18 protein-coding genes are annotated in these 23,316 nt (G+C 45.0%); 14 read left to right on the top strand and 4 right to left on the bottom strand.

What is annotated here, in order from left to right; translation table 11 throughout:
* Positions 1 to 584 precede the first annotated feature (584 nt).
* Positions 585 to 1,700: a ferrochelatase gene (locus V7K30_RS12995; RefSeq protein ID WP_334999687.1), complete on the top strand. Its 1,116-nt coding sequence runs from the start codon at positions 585 to 587 to the stop codon at positions 1,698 to 1,700.
* Positions 1,701 to 1,857: 157 nt separating this feature from the next.
* Positions 1,858 to 2,094 (top strand): hypothetical protein, encoded by a 237-nt coding sequence (locus tag V7K30_RS13000; protein WP_334999689.1) that lies wholly within the window; start codon positions 1,858 to 1,860, stop codon positions 2,092 to 2,094.
* On the opposite strand, the gene V7K30_RS13005 is transcribed toward V7K30_RS13000, so the two are convergent.
* Positions 2,056 to 2,601 carry an NADPH-dependent FMN reductase gene (locus tag V7K30_RS13005; RefSeq protein WP_334999691.1) on the bottom strand — a complete coding sequence of 182 codons (546 nt, stop codon included), beginning with the start codon at positions 2,599 to 2,601 and terminating at the stop codon, positions 2,056 to 2,058. The two genes, V7K30_RS13000 and V7K30_RS13005, sit on opposite strands and share 39 nt — an antisense overlap.
* Before the next feature lie 362 nt (positions 2,602 to 2,963).
* On the opposite strand from V7K30_RS13005, the gene ftsH reads away from it, so the two are divergent.
* The 12 genes from ftsH (at position 2,964) to topA (ending at position 20,994) form a co-directional block, all read left to right on the top strand.
* Positions 2,964 to 4,853 carry an ATP-dependent zinc metalloprotease FtsH gene (gene ftsH, locus V7K30_RS13010; RefSeq protein ID WP_334999693.1) on the top strand — a complete coding sequence of 630 codons (1,890 nt, stop codon included), beginning with the start codon at positions 2,964 to 2,966 and terminating at the stop codon, positions 4,851 to 4,853.
* Between the two features lie 355 nt (positions 4,854 to 5,208).
* The gene (locus tag V7K30_RS13015) at positions 5,209 to 6,117 is read left to right on the top strand and encodes a DUF928 domain-containing protein (protein WP_334999695.1); all 909 of its coding nucleotides are present in this window, start codon (positions 5,209 to 5,211) and stop codon (positions 6,115 to 6,117) included.
* A gap of 1,209 nt (positions 6,118 to 7,326) precedes the next feature.
* On the top strand, positions 7,327 to 8,691 hold the full coding sequence (locus tag V7K30_RS13020) for an LLM class flavin-dependent oxidoreductase (protein ID WP_334999697.1): 1,365 nt from the start codon (positions 7,327 to 7,329) through the stop codon (positions 8,689 to 8,691).
* Positions 8,692 to 8,841: 150 nt separating this feature from the next.
* Entirely contained in the window at positions 8,842 to 10,380 is a 1,539-nt protein-coding gene (locus V7K30_RS13025; protein WP_334999699.1) for an amidohydrolase family protein, read from the top strand.
* 37 nt (positions 10,381 to 10,417) lie between these two features.
* The gene (locus V7K30_RS13030; RefSeq protein WP_334999701.1) at positions 10,418 to 11,929 is read left to right on the top strand and encodes a SidA/IucD/PvdA family monooxygenase; all 1,512 of its coding nucleotides are present in this window, start codon (positions 10,418 to 10,420) and stop codon (positions 11,927 to 11,929) included.
* Between the two features lie 119 nt (positions 11,930 to 12,048).
* Positions 12,049 to 12,714, top strand: coding sequence for a dienelactone hydrolase family protein (locus tag V7K30_RS13035; protein ID WP_334999703.1), 666 nt, complete (start codon positions 12,049 to 12,051; stop codon positions 12,712 to 12,714).
* A 187-nt stretch (positions 12,715 to 12,901) separates the two neighbouring features.
* Positions 12,902 to 13,108: a hypothetical protein gene (locus V7K30_RS13040; protein ID WP_334999705.1), complete on the top strand. Its 207-nt coding sequence runs from the start codon at positions 12,902 to 12,904 to the stop codon at positions 13,106 to 13,108.
* A gap of 34 nt (positions 13,109 to 13,142) precedes the next feature.
* Positions 13,143 to 14,141 carry an aldo/keto reductase gene (locus V7K30_RS13045; protein WP_334999707.1) on the top strand — a complete coding sequence of 333 codons (999 nt, stop codon included), beginning with the start codon at positions 13,143 to 13,145 and terminating at the stop codon, positions 14,139 to 14,141.
* A gap of 138 nt (positions 14,142 to 14,279) precedes the next feature.
* Entirely contained in the window at positions 14,280 to 15,335 is a 1,056-nt protein-coding gene (locus V7K30_RS13050; protein WP_442941061.1) for an aliphatic sulfonate ABC transporter substrate-binding protein, read from the top strand.
* Between the two features lie 358 nt (positions 15,336 to 15,693).
* Positions 15,694 to 17,574, top strand: a complete 1,881-nt coding sequence (locus V7K30_RS13055) for an ABC transporter ATP-binding protein (protein WP_334999709.1) — start codon at positions 15,694 to 15,696, stop codon at positions 17,572 to 17,574.
* 228 nt (positions 17,575 to 17,802) lie between these two features.
* Complete coding sequence (locus tag V7K30_RS13060) at positions 17,803 to 18,282, top strand: GAF domain-containing protein (RefSeq protein ID WP_334999710.1); 480 nt, start codon at positions 17,803 to 17,805, stop codon at positions 18,280 to 18,282.
* 543 nt (positions 18,283 to 18,825) lie between these two features.
* Positions 18,826 to 20,994, top strand: coding sequence for a type I DNA topoisomerase (gene topA, locus V7K30_RS13065; RefSeq protein WP_334999711.1), 2,169 nt, complete (start codon positions 18,826 to 18,828; stop codon positions 20,992 to 20,994).
* 35 nt (positions 20,995 to 21,029) lie between these two features.
* Here topA and V7K30_RS13070 read toward each other — a convergent pair whose 3' ends face one another.
* The 3 genes from V7K30_RS13070 to V7K30_RS13080 form a co-directional block, all read right to left on the bottom strand.
* Positions 21,030 to 21,974, bottom strand: a complete 945-nt coding sequence (locus tag V7K30_RS13070; RefSeq protein ID WP_334999712.1) for a hypothetical protein — start codon at positions 21,972 to 21,974, stop codon at positions 21,030 to 21,032.
* 3 nt (positions 21,975 to 21,977) lie between these two features.
* Complete coding sequence (locus V7K30_RS13075) at positions 21,978 to 22,532, bottom strand: GIY-YIG nuclease family protein (protein WP_334999714.1); 555 nt, start codon at positions 22,530 to 22,532, stop codon at positions 21,978 to 21,980.
* Positions 22,533 to 22,772: 240 nt separating this feature from the next.
* Positions 22,773 to 23,291, bottom strand: coding sequence for a phosphoribosyltransferase (locus tag V7K30_RS13080; protein WP_334999716.1), 519 nt, complete (start codon positions 23,289 to 23,291; stop codon positions 22,773 to 22,775).
* Positions 23,292 to 23,316: the final 25 nt, after the last annotated feature.

Here is a 23,316-nt window from a genome sequence, read left to right on the forward strand (position 1 = left end):
TAACCGCTTTCGCTATTCCAGCGATATAGCCATTTTCAATTGGATGAGGTACGTAGATAGACCTAACCCCCTAAGAGGTTGTTTGAAAAGTGGTTGGCTGTGATTTTAGGCACTTATTGATCCCCCCTAACCCACGCCAGTCGCTCCACTTGGGGAGACCCCAAGACCGCGCTGGCTCCCCTTAAAAAGGGGGGAATTGGAATCAAAGTTCCCCAATTTATCGGGGAATTTAGAAGGATCTAAAACGTTTTGCTACCGACAAGAGGACTTTTCAAACATCCTCTAACCTCCTTACCGACGCGGGAAGGGGGAAGAATTCAAAGCCTCTCTCCTAAAAGAAAAGAGGTCAAAACTGTACCTCACCCAACCGATAACCGCTATATACAGATGGCGCATTGATTCAATTTTCCATGCTCAATACCCAATGCCCCACGGAAGTCTTGTATGTCTTTTGATGTATTCTTTTTATTTTTGCACCTATCCTATCCCCCTGGATGGGATAATATGTTACTAGTAGGGAAAATGTGCAAACTATTCCCTAACTTTCTATCTCTCTGCACTCTGGTTATATTGAGGAACTCATTGTGGTTGCCACGCCGGAAAAAGTACAACACACCCACGAGCAATTATCAGGTAAAGACCGTGTAGCCGTACTGCTTATGGGCTACGGCGAAGTCGAAAGCTACGAAGATTTCGCCAACTATAACGAACAGGCTTTAAATCTACTGACAGCAAAATTCGCACCAGTACCAACCTGGATTTATCCCCCCCTAGCAAAACTTTTGGCGCTATTTGACCGCCATGAGTGGGGACACACACACCACGATTTTATCTCCCCACACAATGCCATCTTTGAACAGCAGCGGGCTGGGATCGAGAAGCATTTACAAGAAAAATGGGGCGATAATGTCCAAGTTTTCAAGGCTTTTAACTTTTGCGCCCCTTTCCTACCCAATCAAGTCTTGGCAGAAATCAAAAACCAAGGCTTCGATAAGCTGCTAATCTACCCACTGCTGGTTGTTGATTCTATCTTTACTAGTGGTATTGCGATCGAGCAAGTTAACAACGCTCTCGTTGAGTTAACTGATGGTGAAGAACACTGGGTTAAAGGACAGCGCTACATTCCTTCTTTCTTCAACGAGCCAGCCTACATTGATTTGATGGCTCATCTGGTTGAGGAGAAAATTGCTGAGTTAGCCGCAGCTTATCTACCTTCTCAAATCGGTATTGTGTTAATGAATCATGGCTGTCCCCACAAAGCCAAAGGTTTTACTTCTGGGATTGCCGAAAGTGAAGCAATGTACGATTTAGTTCGGGATAAGTTGATTAATCGTTATCCCTTAATCTCAGTGGGTTGGCTCAATCATGATACACCTTTAATTGATTGGACACAGCCAAACGCCGAGCAAGCTGCAAATAACCTGATTCAATTAGGTGCGAAAGTAGTGATATTTATGCCAATTGGCTTTGCTACAGAAAACCACGAAACTTTATTGGATGTACACCATATCATCCATACTTTAGAAAAACAGCATCCTGGTACGAACTACGTGCAAATGGCTTGCGTCAACGACCATCCAGAATTTTTGGCTATGGCGGCCCAATGGGCTGATGCTCATATTGCACAGTTACTGTCAGACCAAACTTTGGCAGTCAATCCTCAACTAGCTGGGGATCACCATCACCACCATCATCATTAACAGGACTTACGCAAACAATGGCCTAAACCCTGATTTTCAAGTAGGGGCAATTCATGAATTGCCCCTACCGCGTATAGTTTTGGGTAAGTCCTAATTAAGTAAAGTTCGAGTTTTGTTTTGTAGGGTGGGCATTGCTTTGCATACGTGTCAACTTAACGTGAAAGCCAGTCTAGAAGCAGCTTTTATAGATTATCTCGTTCCCCGTTTCCGACTGGGAATGCTAATGGGGGGGCTGCTACCTCAAGACTGGCGGCAGAGCCGCAATGAGAATGATTTCCAGCCAGAGACTGGAAACGAGGCTTTAAAGGGGTTTGGGCTTAAGTTGACACCAATGCTAGCTTTGCCCACCCTACAACTAATTTACGCCCCGCAGTTTGCGAGTATTATCAACTAAACTCTGAGCAAATTCATCAAATCTTTGAGAGAGTTTCTCATCTACTAGCTTGCCTTCAGGACTGAATGCACCCCAAGCTTGCCCGATCGCAATTTGTTCGGGAATCACCCAACCATGTACCCAACGAATAATTAACCGTAGCTCATTTAAAGCATTACTATTAGACTGACCACCCAAGACGCTAATTAGTCCTGTCACTTTATCCGACAGTTGCTCAAAGCTCATTAAATCCAGAGCATTTTTTAGGACACCACTAACCCCACCATGATACTCAGGTGTTGCTAAAATTAATCCATCGGCGCGACTGACTGTATCTTGCAACCGCTGAACATCTGGATACTCTGGATACTCCTTTGCGCCAGTACAAAACGGTAGCTGCAATTGCCGCAAATCGAGAATTTCTACCTCTGCACCCACAGCTTCAACCCTTTGCACTGCTACTTGTAAAGCAAGCTGGGTATAGGAGTTGGGTCTTAAACTACCACCAATGCCAACAATTTTGACCATAATTAACCCACAAACTATTAATTAGCTACTATCACCAGATTTTTTAAAAAGCGGAATCGTTATGACTATGTTTATTTTAGCGATTTGTGTCGGAATGTGTCAAATTGATATCAAGGGGACTGGGGGCTGGGGATGAGGAAGTGAGGGAGAATAATTAATAGTAATAGCCAATAGCCAATACCCAATACCAAATGCCAAATGCCCAATACCCAGTACCCAATACCCAATACCCAGTCCCCACTCTCTTCTGTGGAAGTTAGACTAGATAAGAAAAGTGTAATTTCCAGTTATTACAATTTTTGGTAGAAGAATAGGCATAAAACCATAGCTCAACTTGTGCCAGCAGACAAAGGGTAATTATTATGACAAATTTGGGAAAAAAAGCATTGATAAAAGGGCAGTCTTCAAAGGGCGTTGCTTGGGTTGGTGCAATCGCTGCTAGTTTGATTATGTTGCCAGGAATTTTCGGGAGTACTCCCGTCTTGGCACAAAAAGCAGAGAGTACCTCTCTAAACTATGGCGACTTGCTCAAGAAAGCGAACGCGGGAGAAATCCAAAAAGTAGAGCTTGACGAAACCGAACAGATCGCAAAAGTTTATCTCAAGGGGCAAAAGGATGATACACCACCGCAACAGGTGAGACTTCTGGCGCAAAACACAGAGTTAATTAACATTCTCAAAGAGAAGAAAGTTGATTTTGGCGAAGTTTCCTCTGCTAACAGTCGAGCTGCTGTTGGACTGTTGATCAATCTCATGTGGATTTTGCCACTGCTGGCTTTAATGCTTTTGTTCCTCCGTCGCTCTACTAATGCTTCTAGCCAAGCGATGAATTTCGGCAAATCCAGAGCTCGCTTCCAAATGGAGGCAAAAACTGGAGTGAAATTTGAAGATGTAGCCGGGGTTGAAGAAGCTAAAGAAGAACTTGAAGAAGTTGTTACTTTCCTCAAACAGCCAGAAAGATTTACCGCTGTAGGCGCACGGATTCCCAAAGGAGTGCTGTTAATTGGCCCCCCTGGTACTGGTAAAACTCTACTAGCAAAAGCGATCGCAGGTGAAGCAGGTGTACCATTTTTCAGTATTTCCGGTTCGGAATTCGTGGAAATGTTCGTCGGTGTGGGTGCATCCCGTGTGCGCGACCTCTTCAAAAAAGCCAAAGATAATGCTCCTTGCCTAATATTTATCGATGAAATTGACGCAGTAGGTAGACAACGGGGCGCTGGTATCGGTGGCGGTAACGACGAGCGCGAACAAACCCTCAACCAACTGCTCACCGAAATGGATGGTTTTGAAGGGAACACAGGCATTATTATTATTGCTGCCACTAACCGCCCAGATGTCCTAGATGCAGCGCTGCTCAGACCAGGACGCTTTGACAGACAAGTGATGGTCGATCCACCGGATCTTAAAGGGCGACTGGAAATTTTGCAAGTCCACGCGCGGAATAAAAAAATTGATCCTAGCGTATCATTAGAAGCGATCGCTCGCCGCACTCCTGGTTTTACTGGCGCAGACTTAGCCAACTTACTCAACGAAGCTGCCATTCTGACTGCTAGGAGGCGCAAAGAAGCTGTCACCATTTTAGAAGTTGATGCTGCTATAGATCGAGTCGTTGCAGGTATGGAAGGTACTGCCTTAGTAGACAGCAAGAGCAAGCGCTTGATTGCCTATCATGAAGTTGGACATGCTTTAGTGGGCACATTGCTCAAAGACCATGACCCTGTGCAGAAAGTTACACTCATCCCACGGGGACAAGCACTAGGATTAACTTGGTTTACTCCCAACGAAGAACAGGGGTTAGTTTCGCGTTCCCAACTCAAAGCCCGGATTGCTGCTACTTTGGGTGGTCGCGCCGCCGAGGAAATTGTTTTTGGGAAGCCAGAAGTGACCACAGGTGCAGGGAATGACCTGCAACAGGTGACAGGGATGGCACGGCAGATGGTAACACGGTTCGGTATGTCAGAATTAGGCCCATTGTCCTTAGAAAATCAGAGTGCAGAGGTCTTTTTGGGACGCGACTGGATGAATAAATCAGACTATTCTGAGGAAATTGCCGCCAAAATTGATGCACAAGTACGCGAAATTGTCAACAGTTCTTACATCAAGGCAAAAGAACTGTTACAAGAAAACCGCATAGTTTTGGAACGTTTAGTAGATTTGCTAGCAGAACAGGAGACTATTGAAGGTGATTTATTCCGCAAAATTGTTGCTGATAATACCCAGGTAGCCGATGCAAAATTGGCTGTACCTCATTAGGGAAGAGATAAAAGTCAATAGTCTATCAACTTTAGACTAGTACAGTGTGGCGTCAGTTTGCCTACCTTTAACAAGGGATTTTGTCCGATCGCAATTTGTTCGGGAATCACCCAACCATGTACCCAACGAATAATTGCCCCTTGTTAGCTAGCTGGATTTACGCCGTGGTGTACTAATGAAAATCTAAAAGCTCAGATTCCCAACTTACTTAAAAAGTCGGGAATCTTCTTGTACAAAAATCAGAAAGCTACCTAGCTTTCCCAACAACTAGCACACATAAAGTCTTGCCACTGTAGAGCTTAGGCTATTGTATTATATATACCCAAGCAATGTACTACAAGTGGAAATGGACATCATGAAACATAGATTTTGGGCAAGCTATCTGCTTGCTGCTTTAGCATTTCTCCCCTTCGAGCCTGTAATCACTACTCAGGTTTTGGCAACAGAGTCGGTTTACCAACTGGCACAAGCCAAATCTGCTTACACCCAATATATGCAACTTGGCTATAATGAGACCAGACGGAGAAACTATCGAAAAGCTTTAGGATATTTTCAGCAAGCAGAGCGATCGCGTCCTGGAGATAGGTATGCTACTACTGCAATTAGAAATGTTACAGGTTACATTCAACGCGGTAGAAATCGTATTGCCTTCGTCCCAGGTAGACCTGGTAGGGTAAGGTCAGCAGGAACACGAGGAAGTTGCTTTCAAACTGGACAATATCTCATCCCCCTGACACCAACAGATAAGGAAGCTCAACGAACCACAGCAGAGCGTCCCACATTCTTTTTCTATGTTCCTCAAACCTCTACAACAGTACAAGCACTAGAATTTGTTTTGGGTGATGATGATACCGATTTGTATAAGGGAACTTTTAAACCTGTTGGGCAAAATGGTATTGTTAGTATAAATTTACCTGCCGATCAACCATCTCTACAAATCGGTAAAACGTATAATTGGACTTTTTCAATGACTTGTGATATTAGCAACCCTGATAAATCCTCGTATATAAAAGGTCAGATAGTGCGATCGCAAGATGAAAACCTGTCCCTTCAGCTAAAGCAACCAAACACAGACTTGGATCGTGCAGTTCTATTTGCAACGGCTGGATTTTGGGAAGATGCTCTGAGAACTTTAGCTAATTTACGCCGCCAGCGTCCTAATGATCCTGAAGTTCAGAAATATTGGGAAGATTTATTGAATTCAGTAGATATTAAAGAAGTTGTAAACAAGCCTTTATTGCCTTGTTGTACTGTGCAGAAATAAATTAACAATTACTTAAAAACCCGGTTTTGATAAATAAGCTGGGTTTTTTACCCTTCAATTTAAAATTAAGCGTTCGCAAATAGCTACCTAAACTTATACAAAGCGGAGTCTGAATATAGCAATACAGTTCAGGATATCTGTTGAGGAAAACAGGAGCAAACTAATAACTCTTGACTCCTTGTTAAAAATAGGCAAACTTCCGCCACAGTATACTAGTCGCTTTCGATTCTCTTTTATCTCCGTAGACTGACAGTATTAACATTGCATAGTACACAGCCTCATGTGATGTATGCAACGTCCTTTTTTCCTGCCTGCTGCGATCGAATGAGGGGACGGTTGCTCTGAGACAGATGCTTCTTAAGGGCAGCAGACATATTACATAGAGAACTCCAACAAATAAACTATCTAATTTTGTGGGGTGGAGAGAAGTCTGAGCGTCTCGCCCATCCCATAAGAAATAGTTGGATATTTTTTTAATTGGAATTTCCATAGTGAGCAATCAATCAGTTTGCAATACTTAATGTTCGAGAAGCTAATAATTAGTATTTCATGGTATTGTGTTTTTCAGCACATATTTTTTTGTATCCATCGTGTAAACTCTATCTGCGGAGTAAGATTGCTACATAAATTTATGGTAATTCGAGCGCCAAGCAGCAGTATCCCTAATTCTGCTGTGGTATTAATCTTATTTACAGTTCGGTTATTTCATTCCTTGTAGAGCAATTAGTAGGCAACGGAAGCGCAAGTTTAGTTGCTGCCAAAGTATTCCATTATTACATTCAGTGTTTAGCAAGAGGTGAATACCTGAGAGCCAGACACGAGTACCTTAAAGCTTTATGGGGAAAGGATTTTATCGTGCCATCAGAGTATTTTTTGGGTGGATGTCAGAGGTTGAAAGGAAACATGCTGTTGTCTTTTCATTAGACTTCTTGCCTAAATCAATAAATTTGAACCCCACCCCGCCAAAGCTACGCTTTGTCTCCCTGCCCCTAATCCCCAGAGGGGGCCCCGAGTTACCCGCTCTTCGAGAGGGGATTAAGGCTAGGGTGTTTGGGACTTTTGCAAGAGGTCTATTAGACACTTGCCACATAGCCATTCGGGTTTGACCAATTAAGCAGTTAGGAATTAACCAAGCGATCGCTGACGTTACATGAAAAGCCATTAGCTATACGCAAATCAGCAATCATACCATAGACAAGAAAAAAGTATATGAACACAACACGCAAGTTTCGTTTAGGTGCATTCATTCAAGCCACCGGTCATCACATATCCTCTTGGCGACACCCCGATGCCCAAGCAGATGCTGGATTGAATTTCGAGCATTACAAGGAAATTACCGAGACTGCCCAACGCGGCTTGTTCGATGCAGTTTTTTTGGCAGATAGCCCAGGAGTCTGGGGTGGCGCTCCAGAAGCTCAGTATCGCAACGGTAAAATCGCCCATTTTGAGCCGGTCACTCTCTTCTCGGCTTTGTCCTCTGTTACCCAAAATATTGGCTTCATTTCCACCGCCTCAACTACCTATGAAGAACCCTACACCCTGGCCCGGAAGTTTGCCTCGCTGGACTATTTGAGTAAGGGTCGAGCAGGGTGGAATGTAGTCACCACAGGGAATGAGAATGCTGCACGTAATTTCGGGCTTGAGCATCACCCGGAACATAGCCAGCGTTATGAACGCGCCGAAGAGTTTGTGGAAGTGGTGAAAGGACTGTGGGATAGTTGGGAAGACGATGCTTTCATCCGTGACAAAGAATCTGGAATCTATTTCGACCCAGATAAACTACATACACTCAACCACAAGGGCAAATATTTCTCCGTAAAAGGCCCTTTGAACGTCGGTCGTCCGCCCCAAGGCTACCCGGTGATTGTTCAGGCTGGAGCCTCCGAATCGGGACGGGACTTGGCCGCACGCACTGCCGAGGTGATTTTTACCGCCAATCAAACCCTAGCTGATGCCCAAGAATTTTATGCTGACATAAAAGGTAGGCTGGCACAATATGGGCGATCGCCAGACGATCTAAAAATCATGCCTGGGGCTTTCCCAATCATTGGCCGTACCGAATCAGAAGCTCAAGAAAAGTACGAATTCCTGCAATCACTGATTCATCCCGATGTCGCCTGGGGGATTTTAAAGAACTATTACAAAGGTGTGGAACTGTCGAAATATTCTTTAGATGATTTGGCTCCCGAACTGCCCAGCGACACCAACACTAACAAAAGTCGTCTCAAACTAGTCAGAGATTTGGCGACTCGTGGGACTCTCACATTGCGCCAGTTGTATCTCTCCCTTGCCACCGCACGAGGACATCGCACCATACTTGGTACTCCCGAAACCATTGCCGACCAGTTAGAAGAATGGTTCAACAACGGTGCGGCAGATGGCTTTAATATCATGCCGCCAATCCTCCCCACAGGATTAGATGACTTCGTTAACCTAGTCGTTCCCGTCTTGCAAAAACGCGGATTGTTCCGTACCGAATACGAGGGCAGTACCTTGCGGGAAAACCTGGGATTGCGTCGTCCGGGCAATGGTTTTGCCGCTAAACAAGTGAACAAGAACTTAGTAGTAGCGTAAATAAATTTTTCACAGATGTTTAAGCCATACCTTTTAAACTGCACCTTCTGTAGATCGCCGCCCTACGGAACTTGAAAATCTTAGACGCGATATTAGACGCGATAAATCGCGTCTCTACAAAAACCCTGTAATTTTTTTAAGGAAAAAAACATGACTGAATATAGCCGATTAAAGACCTCACGCTCCGCCGCAATCAGAGCAACCCTTGATTATCCGGTAATCGACACCGACGTTCACACCAATGATTTCACCCCAGCTTTTGAGGATTACATCGCCAAGTACGGCGGCGTGAAACTCGTAGACGAACTACGTAAAACCGAAGCCTCCCGTCTTAACTCCAAGAGCAACGGTAAAGACTGGTATCAACAAACTCCAGAAGAACGTCAATACAACCGCACAATCCGATCGCCTTGGTGGGCCAGAGTTACCAAAAATACGCTGGATCTCGCCACTTACACCCTCCCCGGACTCCTCTATGAGCGTCAGGCGGAGCAAGGATCAGACTATTCGGTGCTGTTTCCAAATAATGTCCTAGCACCGGCTGGAGCAAGTGCAGAGAACCGTCAGGCACTGCAACGGGCTGTCAATCACTATCATGCTGATATCTACCGGAAATATAGCGATCGCCTGACACCGGTAGCTGGCATTCCCTTAACTACTCCCCAAGAAGGCATTGAGGAGCTAGAATTTGCCGTAAAAACACTTGGGTTAAAGGTTATTAATATCACTGGAGGTGTGAAGCGACCGATTAAAGCGATCGCTGATAAGTATCCAGCCGATAAATTCCCCGAAATCGCCAAGTATGCCTCTTATATCGACTTTTACGGACTAGATAGTGAATACGACTACGATCCCTTCTGGGCCAAAGTCGTTGAACTAGGCGTACCCGTCACCACCCATTACGGCAGTCAGGGTTGGACTGGACGCTCCTCCATCAGTAACTACATGAACAACCATATCGGCCACTTCGGCGATGGTTCGCAAGCATTTGCCAAGGCACTATTCTTCGGCGGTGTTACCAAGCGTTTTCCGCAGTTGCGTGTAGCGATGCTGGAAGGTGGCGCAGATTGGGGTGCCCACGTCTACATTCATTTAGTAGATCGCTTCTCCAAGCGCAATCTAAAGGCGCTGCAAAACTACAATCCAGCATTGACGAATGCTGATGAGCTATTTGAAATATTTGAACACTACGGTGCGGAAATTACTCAAGGGTATTCCCTCGACAAGGACGAATTGACCAAGAGTGTACTGGGAGCTTCATTCAGCCGTCATAGCCGGGCGCCAATTGGTAGCGAATTGGACGATTTTGCAGCAGCAGGCATTGAAACAATTGAAGACATCCGCGATCGCTGGGTGAATAGTTTCTTCTTTGGTTCCGAGTCCGACGATCGCACGATCGCTGCGGCATTCAACGACAAAGCCAATCCCTTGGGAGTCAAGATCAACGCGATTTATTCCTCCGATGTTGGTCACTGGGATGTGCCAGATTTGACTTCCCCACTGGCTGAAAGCTGGGATTTGGTGCAAGAAGGCGTTATTTCCGAAGCTGACTTCAGATCCTATGTATTCGCTAATCCCTACAAGTTTTACACCCAAGCTAACCCCGAATTCTTCAAGGGTACTGCGATCGAATCCAAAGTAGGTAACACCGAATTTAAGCAAGTAGATAAGAACTTAGTAGTGGCGTGACCGATAAAAGACGAGATGAGGGAGATGAGGGAGAAACATGAAAATTATTCCTCGTCATCCCCCTCATTTTCAAAGCGTTTCAGCCTGGGAGATCGATATGACGATAACGACTGACCCTGATATTGAGGCTCGTGAGGCGCTACGCCTAATCGGCCCCGATCCTGATAACTGGATACCCGACCGCCCAGGCGTGGATCACAACGTTACAGTTGTGGGTGGCAGTGGTAGCGGCAGCACCTTTGCATTTGCACTGAGACGCGCCAGCATCGGCGGCGTAACAGTGATCGACGCGGCTGACGACGAGGCCCATGCTGGCGTGTGGCTCAATCGAGCGCGGATGAATAAGCTACGCACACCGAAGAACTTACCCGGACCTGAGCTGGGCATCCCGGCGCTGTCGTTCCAGGCTTGGTATGAGGCGCGGCACGGTGTCGAGGCTTACGCAGCGATCGACCGCATCCCCCGCTTGGTGTGGGCCGAGTACCTCAGTTGGTATCGGCAGTTTTTGGGTATCCCGGTTCGATACCGGACGCGGCTGGTGCGGATCGAGCCAGTAGAAGGTTTCTTTCGTCTGCACCTTGAGGTGAACGGTGTCCCACAGGTGGAAACCACGCGCAAGATTATCTTTGCTAACGGTGTGGCTGGCACTGGTGGTCCCTACGTGCCATCGGTGCTAGCTGTTCTGCCACGTACCCTGTATGCACACACCGCCGATGCCATCGACTTCAGGGCGCTACGCGGCAAGACCGTGGCGGTGCTGGGCGCTGCGGCCTCGGCTTTCGATGCCGCAGGGGTGGCACTCGAATCGGGAGCAAAGGCGGTGCATCTGTTTGCGCGGCGGCCAGCGATCGCATCGCTGCCAGTAAATCGCGTGCGTGGGTATCCCGGCGCATACGACAACTATCCAGAACTGCCCGATGCAGCTCGCTGGTTTCAGGCTTGGCGCTTTCGTCAAGTTGGTTCTACGCCCCCAGCCGACGCAATTGAACGGGCGATCGCATTCCCGAACTTCCACCTGCACTTGTCAGCGACGTGGAGATCAGCACATGAGCAGGGCGGGCGCATCGTCGCGCAGGTGAACGATGATGTTTTCGAGTTCGATTTTGCGATCGCAGGTACAGGCTATTTCGTTGATCCGACAAAGCGGCCTGAACTAGCCGACTTTGCACATCAGATTGCACTTTGGCGCGATCGCTACGAGCCACCAGCCGACCAGCGTGACGACGATCTAGGTACGCACCCTTATCTTGGCAGCGCCCACGAATACCAGGAAAAAGTACCCGGCAGCGCACCCTACCTGAAGGATATCCACGTCTTCAACCCGGCAGGCTTTGTGAGCTTCGGCTTGCCAATCGGCGACGTACCCAGCATTCGGCGCGACGTGCCGGCGGTGGTGGCACGCATCAGCCACGACTTGTTCTTCGCCGACTGGGCGCTACACGAGGCACGCATCACAGGCGACAATATCGCCCCGGACTTCCATGCTTCACTGTACACCGCCGCAGTGTGGAAACAGCCGATCAAGGCTGCGTTAGCTGATTCTGCCTAGTACGCGTGGGAGCAAGAATTTTAGATTTTAGATTTTAGATTGAAATTTAATCCAAAATTTAAAATCCAAAATCCAAAATTGAATTGCCCAATGCCGAATATAAATTATGAGTCAAGACTATGCCTATCGAACAACGTCACGACACCAAGAATGGTTCCTTGCCTTATCTTTTCTCGCCTGTTTCTGACAATGCCAAGCAACCTGCACCCTTAGTGCTTTTTTTGCACGGAGGACGCGATCGCGGAACAGATTTAAACGTGCTACTGAAATGGGGTCTACCTCGTTTCGTAGATTTATCCGACTCTTTACCTTATGTCTTCGCCGCACCCCAGATTCTGGCTGAACAGACTTGGGCAGATCGAGCGGATGATGTGCTTGCTTTGCTTGATGAACTGATCGCTTCCCAACCTGTTGATCCAGCGCGGGTGATATTAGCCGGGTTCAGTTTAGGCTCGGCGGGGATCTGGCATATAGCTGCTTTGCATCCCGATCGCTTCGCAGGTCTAGTACCTGTGTCTGGACGTGTACCCAAAACATTAGAAGAAAGCGAACTAGCTGCACTCAAAGACATTCCCGTTCAGATATTCCAAGGTGGACAAGACAAAAATCTGCCGATTGAGGATACAGAGAATTTTGTTGAGCGCTTACGCAAAGTCGGGGGGAAAGTCGATTTGACAGTGCTGCCGGAAGGCGATCATTTTATTGCAGATGCAGTATACGGCGATCCGAAGTTGCAACAGTGGCTGGTTTCCCTGAGCCGTCGTGAAACTTCTGTAGTCGCTTAAGGAAAGCAAAATGTCCAAAAACTAACTTGCAATATTCCGTGGGGTAGGCATCTTGCCTGCCTAACATAACAATATCAAAACTGGGAAGGTTGGTTAAATTGGTTCACGCCTTAAAAAATGCCGACATCGTTATTTTATTGGTTAATCATGGCTTAGTACAGTTTTGCGTAAAAGCGTAGCATTGTTAATGCAAGCCGATGTATTAACAATGCAAGCCGATGTATTAACAATGCAAGCCGACGCATTAACAATGCAAGCCGATGCATTAACAATGCAAGCCGATGTATTAACAATGCAGGGTATGCCTTTCCTTAATTCGGTACGAATTAAGGAAAGGCTGTACTTAGTTGATGTGTCCTACAGGCTTTTAGTTCTGCGATCGCATTCTATTTAAAAATTTCAACACTTTCTCAATCAACAACATCTCTATGACCTTACCAACTACCAATCTCGGTAAAACTGGATTGACTGTTTCGCGCCTCTGTCTCGGCACCATGACCTTTGGATTGCAGACCGATGAAGAAACTTCCAGGCACATCCTCGACACCGCAGCCGATGGCGGAATCAACTTTTTGGATACAGCCGACGTTTATCCCCTCGGTGGCGGGCTTGCCACTGCTGGGCGTACCGAGGAAATCGTTGGGCGCTGGCTGAAAGGCAAACGCGAACATTTTATTTTGGCTACCAAGTGCGTTGGTCGAGTTGGCCCTGCACCTTGGGATCAGGGGGCTTCGCGTAAACATATTCTAGATGCGATCGATGCTTCGTTGCGGCGTTTGGGAACCGATTATATCGACCTGTACCAATTGCACTCCGACGATGCATCAACCCCCCTCGATGAGACTCTGGAAGCGCTGGATGCAGTAGTTCGTGCTGGTAAAGTCCGCTACATCGGGGTTTCCAACTTCTTAGCCTACCGACTCGCCCGCGCCTTGGGCCGCGCCGAGACGCGCAATTTAACTAGGTTCATCTCAATTCAGCCCCGCTACAACCTATTATTCCGCGAAATTGAGCGAGAACTATTGCCCCTAGCGAAAGAAGAAGGACTGGGTGTAATTTCTTACAATCCTTTGGCGGGTGGTCTGCTCACCGGCAAACATATTCTTGCTCAAGGTCCGACATCAGGCACCCGTTTCACGTTAGGTGCTGCCGCAGAACGTTATCAAGATCGCTACTGGCACGATCGCGAGTTCAATACTGTCGAGGCTTTAGGCACAGTAGCGGATCTCGCCGGATTTTCTCTCACCACCCTAGCGGTGGCTTGGGTTTTATCTAATCCGATTATCACTGCCCCGATCATTGGCGCAAGCCGCCCAGAACAACTTGCTGACTCTCTGAAGGCAGTAGAACTAAAACTCGACGACAGTTTGAAACAAAAGTTAGACGACCTAACCGCCGAATACCGAAGGGGAGATTCTCTTCGTTAGTTTCAACTGATTTTCATAATTACGAATTGGTATTAGATGGTTGTAAACCGGGAGATTTAAGCATATCAACGCCTAGAGTTTTTGGAAATGACAACCAGAATTTCTTTAAATCAGAAATATCTCATGGATAAAATAGCTATGATTAAACGCCGTCGTTTTCTTCATTTTGCTACTTCAGGGCTATGTGGCTTTTCTATGGCATATCTGTTAGGAAGTTGTAGCGAACAAAGCCAACAGTCTTCTTTAATAAACACTACTAATGCCAGTGAAAATTCCCTTGGGATAAAAACTAAAGTTCTCCGCATGGGATATCAGAGTGCGGGGGATCTTTTCAGAAATCGGAAAGTTTTAGAGAAACGCTTGGAACCGATGGGGATTAAGGTAGAATGGGCGCAATTTGTCCAAGGACCTCAACTTATGGAAGGGATGCGCGCGGGAAAAGTTGATGTGGGATCAGTGGGAGAAACGCCACCAATTTTTGCCCAAGTGGCTGGATCAGACCTGGTTTATGTAGTCGGTACACAAAGAAACCAAAGTACAGGGAAAAGTAGTGTTATTGGCGTTCCGCCGGAGTCTCCGCTTCAGAAGTTTGAGGATATCAAGGGTCAAGAAGTTTACTTTCAAAAAGGCTCGGCATCACACTACTTTATTATCAGAGCGTTGCAGTCAATCGGCTTGACCGTTAAAGATATTAAAATCAAAAATCTGGCGACTATCGAGGCACGGGATGCTTTTCTCGAAGGTAAAATTCCAGTTTGGATGACATCAGATCCGCACTATGCGATCGCTCAAAAGATGGGTCGAATTCGAGTCCTCAAAGATTCTGTTGGGCTAGATTCTCCTGGTGCCTACTATATTGCTGACAGGAAGTTTGCCGAAGAAAATCTTGGCTTGCTAAAAATTATCATTGAGGAACTTAATAAGCTCGACAAGTGGGCAGAGGCAAATCGAGGCGAAGTTGCCAAATTGATGATCACTGAACAAAAGCTCGATGTGGATGTGGTAGAAAGGGTGATGTCTCGTCGTACTTTCGTAGGACGTAGAGGACTCAGCCCCGCACTAATCAAAGAACAACAGCGTGTGGCAGATTTGTTCTTTCAAGAGGGTGTAATACCAAAGAAAATTAATATTCAGGATGCGTTACTACCGCCTGATATCTATAATGCGATCACACCGCCAGAAATTATGATCTAGTGATGTATAGCAGGGAACAGGCTTGAAAGTCTTTTGGTAATTTGTTTTCTCATTAGTTCATGTCCTAATCTACCTGGTAACTGCTATAAGTCTTGCTAAAGGATACGCATCAAGCTTTTAATTTGCATAATCTTGGGTAGTATCTTGCCCAGCCACAAAAAAAGTTTTACTTCTAGCTTATGTGCAAATTCAATGTCCAAAAGCTTATTAATTAAACGAGTAAGTAAGTCGGCTATAACCAAACAGCAAAAGTTTTTAAAGAGTGCTGCCAGAAGTCCTTAATACCACCGGACGGCTTATACAGTCGTCCGTTTTCATCTTTCAAAAAAACTCAAATGATGTTAGTGGATCAACTTTCATGACGAAAAAGGCCAGACAATCCAAATCCTTTCAACGTGCTGCTGATGCACCAAACCTGCCATCAACTCCATTCAGGTTCATTTTGTATTTCGTTAACCAGTTCCTGTGGTGGTATGTGTTAATGGTGATCCTGGAGGTGATACACGCAACCTGTGGCATTATGTTGCCTTATGCCATTGGCCAGATCATCCGGGGCGTGACAAAATCAACGGGTGACGGCAAGCCCATTTTTGATGCTATGAGGGAACCCCTGATGCTGTTCACCGCTTTGAGTGTGGGTGAAGTGATATTCGGGCGATCAGCTGGACTCTTGCAAACCATCCTCCATCCGATTCACCGACAGCACATCGTCCGATCGCTATATGCCTACTTGCAACACCATTCACATCGTTACATGAGCAGCAGTTTTTCCGGGGCATTGGCACATCGGATTAGCGAAACTTCTCTGGGTGTTACTCAGACGATGCAAATGATGATTACTGAATTTATGCCAGTAATCGTTGTGTATACCGTCGCCACGACAATACTGTATCGCGCCTATCCTCCACTGGCTGCACTCGTGGGAATATGGGCAGTTCTCTTCATTAGTATTTCGTTCTGGTTGGCAACTCGCTGCCGAATTTACTCCCGGAAAGCCGCAGCCGCCAGAAGTGAGACAACTGGCATCATCGTAGATGCGGTAACAAATCTCACCAGCAGCCGATTGTTTGCTCGCTTGGGTTTTGAACGACGCTATTTGAATGAGCAATTAAGCCGCGAAATCAAAGAGGTAAGAAATTCCAATTGGTATTCGGAGCGAATTCGCTGGTTTCAGTTCATCTCAGCAGCCATTCTGAAAATTAGCACCCTGTATTACTCGCTTTCCCTCTGGAGTCAAGGGAAGATCGCTACTGCTGATTTCGTTGTGGCAACCAGTCTGTCGTTGTTGATCATCAGTGAAGCCCGCAATTTAAGTAAACGCTTTCTAGAATTTTTTGAACATATCGGTAATGTTGCTAATGGCGTTTTCATCATTGTTCAACCCCACGAGTTGGTCGATCGCGATCGCGCGATCGCACACCCAATTACCCAAGGTAAGATTGAATTTCGCCGCGTGAATTTCAACTACACAGATGAGAAGAAAGTTTTTAACAACCTTTCTGTCACCATCCTACCGGGACAGCGTGTCGGACTGGTGGGCTTCTCTGGTTCTGGAAAATCCAGCTTTGTCAATCTGATTCTGCGTTTGTTTGACCCACAATCTGGACAGATTATCATTGATGGGGTCGATATTCGAGACATGACTCAGGATGCTTTACACGCTCAAATTAGCTTGATTCCCCAAGATCCGTCTCTGTTCCATCGCACGCTGCTAGAAAATATTCGTTACGGACGCTTAGATGCAACCGATGAGGAAGTGTTCGAGGCGGCGCGAAAGGCTAATGCTCACGATTTCATCATCCAAAGTCAGGATAGTTACAATTCTCTGGTGGGCGAACGTGGTGTTAAGTTATCTGGAGGGCAAAGACAGCGCATTGCGATTGCGCGGGTAATTCTCAAAGATGCGCCGATCCTGATTTTGGATGAAGCCACCTCTAGCCTTGATTCAATCACCGAAAAAGCGATCCAAGATACCCTCGACTTAGCAATGAATGGGAAAACGGTCATCGTAGTAGCTCATCGACTATCTACCATCGTCCATCTAGACCGGATTCTAGTGTTCGACAAAGGTCGCATTATCGAAGATGGTTCCCACACCAAACTGCTAGCACTCGGCGGCGCTTACCACAGGTTATGGAAAATGCAGGCAGGTGGATTTCTACCGGAAAATCTTGGTGAGGAACGCATACATGAAGTTCGCACTAGTACAGATAACGTTCAAAAGGGAATGATTGCTTGACATTTGCCACAACTTGAGGGTTATTTACAAATTTAATTCAAAGATTGTGCGGGAAAGGTAATTGAAGTAGGGTGTGTTATGCCGGAGACTAACGCACCCTGAGTTGTCAAAAGGCAAAATGAAGAAAAATGTTCTCAGAGCAACTAAATTGATTTATGGGGATTGTTTTTTTTACTTTTCACTTCGCCAACAGTGTCGATTGCTCATTTGACCCCACTTATTACCACTATGACTTCAGATACCCAACCTATTTTTGATACCCTGGCTGACGAAAAATCTGCCATTGACTGGAATCGTTTGCTGGTCGAAATCTTAACTGCTTTCGACTGCTCTACAGGTACTATCCATATCCTAGATGGGGAAAGTCAGTTATTGCACCTAAAGGCTTACCAAGGCATTCCAGAATTCCTGTTGCCTAAAATGACGGTAATTCCCATCGGCAAAGGAATGGCCGGTGTCGCCGCCGAACGTAAGCTACCCGTACAAATTTGCAACCTGCAAACTGATGAACAAGGGGTAGTCAGACCCTCGGCAAAAGAAACCGAGGTAAAAGGCTCTATCACAGTGCCACTTATGCTGAATGGCCAATTGCATGGAACCTTGGGCATTGCCAAGCTGCTTCCCTACGAATTTACTCCCAAGCAGGAAGATACGCTGATGGAGATTGGAGAAGCAATTAGCCGGAAAATTGTCAGTTTACAGGAGTAGTTTAAAACAAAGTTAGAGATTGAGTAGATTAGCTTATGCAAGCCAACACATTAACAAGGCGGCCAGCACATTTACAATGCAGGTTTGCGATCGCAGTTTGCCTTAAAATTCGTGGATAATTTGGTTTACCGCTCACTGTGGAGACTCATCAAATATAAATTACAGTGTAGTCATAGCATCTGCCCTTCCAGTTTTCAGTGGGCGTGAACACGAAAACTCATAAAGTAGTTAGGTTCGGTTTTCGCTCCTTCACATCCGATTAAGAATCTCTGCTTAACTTCCCTAGCATTAACTTTTCTCGGTGAATATCCACGAGACTTTACCTTTCTTCTAGGCATGAGAGTTGATTAGATGATTCAAATTTCCGATATACGGAATTGCACCATTAAGTGAAGCAAAGGTTTAGGTACAAGAAAATTACTTCAGATTTCAGCAATTTCCAAAGCTTTTTGGTACAGTATTCTAGAAAATCTACATAACGAGAATAGGCGATCGCTAATTGCAATTGCCAGTTTATTACTCAGAACCAAGAATGCAGTTGCTATGATCAAACGCCTCCTTGTGGTCGAGTCTCCCGGAAAAGTCAAAAAACTCAGTCAAATTCTGGGTTCAGATTGGAAAGTTCTCGCTAGTTGTGGTCACATCCGAGAACTCAGCAATGAAGGCGACGATTCCTTGGGCTTTGTCATGGACGGCAATAATGTCCGGTGCAATTACGTCCCGCGTGACCAACGAGCGAAAGAAATAATCCAGAAGCTCAAGTCTGCGGTGAGGCAGGTTGATGAAGTTATTTTAGCAACTGACCCAGATCGGGAAGGGGAGACGATCGCTTGGCATCTCAAAGAAACGCTGGGTTTAAGAGAACCGAAACGAGTAATTTATACTGAGATTACAGCATCGGCGGTGCAAAGTGCGATCGCTAATCCTAGAAAGCTAGACCAAAACTTAATCGGTGCTGGGCTATGCCGAGATTGTCTAGATAAGTTGGTAGGTTATAAGGGTAGCCCTTTAGTTTGGGCATTGAATAACGGCGCTAAGAGTGTTGGCAGAGTCCAAAGCGCGACATTGCACCTAATTTGTCAGCGAGAAAACGAAATTCTGGCTTTTGTCCCCCAAGATTACTGGAGTGTCTGGGTAGATTATGCTGAAGGATTTCGGGCTTTTTACAAAGGGACGGTCGATTCTGCAAAAGATGCACCAGACCAAGAAACTGAAACTCACGATGATGCGAAGGTAGGTAATAGTACAGAAACACCGGAGTCTAAGCGTGTTCTTTCGGAAGCAGAGGCTACACGTTTAGTTGAAGAAGCACAGCGACATCCTCATCAGCTGATTCATTTTGAAGGAAAAATCGTTAACCGCCAGCCACCGCCACCATTTACAACTTCCAGCCTTCAGCAAGCAGCCGGTTCAAAGCTGAGGTTTGCTCCTGACAAAACTATGGTTGTTGCCCAAAAGCTTTATGAGGCAGGGTTAATTACATATATGCGAACAGACTCAGTAATGCTGAGTCCAGAATTTTGTGCCAGCGCCCGTAAATGGTTGGAGCAAAACGATCCGCAGAATGTACCGCAGCAAGTCGCCAAGCATCGTAGTAGCAAATCGGCTCAAGAAGCACATGAGGCGATTCGTCCAACGGATGTATTTCGTCCCTCAGTTCAATTGCGCTTAGAACTTCCTGATGATCAGTTTAATCTGTATGTGATGATCTGGAAACGGTCAATTGCCTCTCAGTGTCGTGCTGCCCAATTGCGTAAAACTTTGGTGATTAGTCAGTCTGGTTCCTTACTGTGGTCAGCTAGAGGGCAAGTGATTGAATTTTACGGTTATGCCCGGTACTGGAACAATCTCAGCAAGGATAGTGTTTTACCTTCATTACAACAGGGACAAGCATTGAAACTGGAGAATGCTGGACATGAGCAAAAGCAGACTCAGCCACCACCCCGTTATAGTGAACCAAAATTAGTGCAACTGATGGAACGTAAAGGAATTGGTCGCCCAAGTACTTATGCTCCTACTGTTGCTACTTTAAAAAAACGCAATTATGTGGAGTTGAAAAAAGACCATCTGCAACCGACAGCGTTAGGGTTAGAAGTTGATGCATTTTTGCTCAAAGCACTGCCAGATTTATTAGAGGCGGAATTCACAGCGAAAATGGAGGATGCTCTTGATGCAATTTCTGAAGGAAAAAACTCTTGGCAGCATTATTTAACTAGTTGGAATCAGAATTATTTTGTACCAGCGCTTTCCAAAGCTAAAACTGTAGTTGCAAGTTGCTCAACAGGTAAAGCTAATGTGATAAGCGAGCGCAAATATGAAACTTCCAAGACTCGATGCCCTGAATGCAAAAATTTCCTCGCAAAAATTCCGAGTACTAAGGTTAAAAAGAAATATTTCCTCAAATGCACAACAGGATGTGAAAATGTAGTGTTGTTTTGGAGCGACTTTAATAAAACTTGGCAGCCACCACAAACGAAAGCAGTCCAAGCTGAGAATCAACAAAAACCTCCTATCAAGGTTACGGCATATCCCTGTCCGGTATGTAAGAAACCTCTAGAGGAGTACAGTTATATCAAAGATGGGCAGAGTAAGACAATGTTGCGATGTTCTGACCCGCGATCGCGTCAGGATACTAAACATAAAGATGTGGCTTATTTCAGTACACAAAATGGGTGGTGGAGTCCTAAGTTTGGGGAGATATCAAAAACTTAAATCATTTTAGCTAGTAGTATTACAGGTAACTACATTTAGTCTTTTAGCTCCTCAGTTTCTTTAAAAATATCCTCATCATCTTCAATTTCATCAGATTCCTCTTCGTCCTCTTCCGAAGAGTCAAGTAAATCTCGAACTTCAGCAAAGGAGTCATCTGATTCAGAAGATTCCTTTATCTGCTCATCAATAAAATCAACTTTAGGTAATATCACATGAAAATCTTTTCTCCAAGTTGAAATCGAAGCTTCATTCCAGTTAACCTCACTACTGACATCTTTTTGAGTACGTTTTATCAAATCTCTCACGCCTTCAGAAGAATTAGAGAATATCATTCTGACAAGTTCTATACATTTCTCAAATCCAGATCCTTTAGTGATTATGGTTAGGTTTTCATTTGACTCCACTAGAACATGAGACCAATGAGATTGATCTCGGCTAAAAAAGCCATCTCTATCCATTTTAGTAATACTAAGCGATACGGCATCAAGAATCGCTGGAATATGGTACTCTACTCTTAACTTTCCAAGCAAGAATCTTGAAACAGCGAAAAAAAGAATTTTTTGTCCTAGAAGAGTATAAAGAACGCTGGAATCTCGTAATTTCTTTATACTTGCTTTTTGACTTGCACTTAATCGAGGTTGCTCCGGTTGAATAGGAAGATTTATACCTACGTAGCTAATCTGTGATACCCAATCCTTGAATGGCTGAAGTTCAGTAAAAAACCACTTAAGCAATGCTTTTGTGCCTATTTCAGTAAGTTTAGGATGAGACTCATAATAATCATCTAGAGCTTTATTACGCTCACTTTTTCGCTGAACTCGTTCAGAGAAGCTCCAACTGCCTTGAATTTCATCAGCAAATCTAATATTTTCAACTGCATCACTGTGATCAAGAGTTGTTATAAAGTACCTAACATTACCAAATATACCAGTAATTGCCTTATATTCAATAGTCTCTGGAGACTGATTATCTAATTCCATTTTCTAACTCCTCTGTGTATTAAACTTAGGCTGACATAGTTGAATCAACAAGCTTTCCAACTCTCCAGAAATATTCTTTGGGCAAGGGAAACAAACGAATAAAAACTCATCATTGGATCTTAAGTTTGCGTACTTTGAGAAAAACCCATCATCTCGCTCCAAATGCTGAATAAATCTATCTCTTAAGTTGTTTGCAGTGCCAATATAATCTGGACGCTGGAGAATGCTACATGAGATTAGGAGATTTTTTAAAATTCTTCGTTCTTTAGGTTGAGAAACAGCTTTGAGAAATTGATCCATTTTTTTAGACAAACCAACTGACTCTCCACAAGTATTGACAATAAACTTACTTCTATTATCTTCCTCAGAAAACTTTGTTTTAAATACCGTATTTTTAATACGAGTATCTATATGGTCAGATAATTTATTTTCTAAAAAATCAAATGCATGATAGAAAGCATAAATACCTGACGTTTCAGGAAGATAATCTGCTGCGGATATAGTTGCTGTTACTACAGTAAAGTTCTTGAAAAAGTTGTCGTGGACTGTTTCTTCCATAGATAGAAATCACAAAAAATTTAGATCAGAAAGCTCCGTTCCATGATCATGAGCAAAAAGCTATCCCTTTCCTCAACATCTGATATTCAAGACGGCATCTACTCACGCCTGAAGAACAAGAGTACATCTCAAAGAAAACCATGCTCCTAAAACAGAATACAGACTGTTTAGAGGTTACGATGTGTACTTTAGCAAAAGTGGAGAACAGCTAGAAGCTGGTGAATATGAGTCTATGTATTTTTAACACACTTGACTAACTTTAGCCGCAAGTTCGGCGGGGTTCATCTGCTCGTAGTGTTCAAAGGGTTGGTGAATCCAGGGGTTGTTAGGCAGATAATCAACATAATAATCGGGTGCTATAACTGAACAAGCTTTATACCAAAGAACGGCGGTGCGAATTTCCTCAATTGGAAAATCAATATTTTGCTTGAGCCAAGGTATAGTCTGTTCCAGTGTGATCCCAGAGTCTACTAAGTCATCTACTAGGAGAATGCGCGAACCTAGCTTTTCGGCGGTCATTGTCAAGTGGCGGGAGAAAATTAAATTACTTCTTTCTTGCTTTCCAGCGCCACTGTAAGATGAGGTTGCTAAAATTGCCATTGGTTGCTGGTATATCCGGGAAAGAATATCTCCAACTCGTAGTCCTCCTCTAGCAAGACAGATAATCTGGTTGAATTCCCAACTGGATTGATAAATCTGAATAGCCAGTTGTTCAATTTTTTGGTGATAATCTGACCAAGAAACATAAAGGTCTGGCATAAGTCTAACGGGAGTGGTAGATAGC

The sequence above is a fragment of the Nostoc sp. genome (genome assembly GCF_036917655.1).
Taxonomy (GTDB): domain Bacteria; phylum Cyanobacteriota; class Cyanobacteriia; order Cyanobacteriales; family Nostocaceae; genus Nostoc.

Excerpts from the sequence above, each read along its gene's own strand:
- V7K30_RS13040 (WP_334999705.1), top strand. The coding sequence starts at position 12,902 with ATGCAAGCCGATGTATTAACAATGCAAGCCGATGTATTAACAATGCAA.
- V7K30_RS13080 (WP_334999716.1), bottom strand. The coding sequence starts at position 23,291 with ATGCCAGACCTTTATGTTTCTTGGTCAGATTATCACCAAAAAATTGAA.
- V7K30_RS13075 (WP_334999714.1), bottom strand. The coding sequence starts at position 22,532 with ATGGAAGAAACAGTCCACGACAACTTTTTCAAGAACTTTACTGTAGTA.
- V7K30_RS13055 (WP_334999709.1), top strand. The coding sequence starts at position 15,694 with ATGACGAAAAAGGCCAGACAATCCAAATCCTTTCAACGTGCTGCTGAT.
- V7K30_RS13070 (WP_334999712.1), bottom strand. The coding sequence starts at position 21,974 with ATGGAATTAGATAATCAGTCTCCAGAGACTATTGAATATAAGGCAATT.
- V7K30_RS13030 (WP_334999701.1), top strand. The coding sequence starts at position 10,418 with ATGAAAATTATTCCTCGTCATCCCCCTCATTTTCAAAGCGTTTCAGCC.
- V7K30_RS13020 (WP_334999697.1), top strand. The coding sequence starts at position 7,327 with ATGAACACAACACGCAAGTTTCGTTTAGGTGCATTCATTCAAGCCACC.
- topA (WP_334999711.1), top strand. The coding sequence starts at position 18,826 with ATGATCAAACGCCTCCTTGTGGTCGAGTCTCCCGGAAAAGTCAAAAAA.
- V7K30_RS13035 (WP_334999703.1), top strand. The coding sequence starts at position 12,049 with ATGCCTATCGAACAACGTCACGACACCAAGAATGGTTCCTTGCCTTAT.
- V7K30_RS13015 (WP_334999695.1), top strand. The coding sequence starts at position 5,209 with ATGAAACATAGATTTTGGGCAAGCTATCTGCTTGCTGCTTTAGCATTT.
- V7K30_RS13060 (WP_334999710.1), top strand. The coding sequence starts at position 17,803 with ATGACTTCAGATACCCAACCTATTTTTGATACCCTGGCTGACGAAAAA.
- V7K30_RS13045 (WP_334999707.1), top strand. The coding sequence starts at position 13,143 with ATGACCTTACCAACTACCAATCTCGGTAAAACTGGATTGACTGTTTCG.
- V7K30_RS13005 (WP_334999691.1), bottom strand. The coding sequence starts at position 2,601 with ATGGTCAAAATTGTTGGCATTGGTGGTAGTTTAAGACCCAACTCCTAT.
- V7K30_RS13050 (WP_442941061.1), top strand. The coding sequence starts at position 14,280 with ATGATTAAACGCCGTCGTTTTCTTCATTTTGCTACTTCAGGGCTATGT.
- ftsH (WP_334999693.1), top strand. The coding sequence starts at position 2,964 with ATGACAAATTTGGGAAAAAAAGCATTGATAAAAGGGCAGTCTTCAAAG.
- V7K30_RS13025 (WP_334999699.1), top strand. The coding sequence starts at position 8,842 with ATGACTGAATATAGCCGATTAAAGACCTCACGCTCCGCCGCAATCAGA.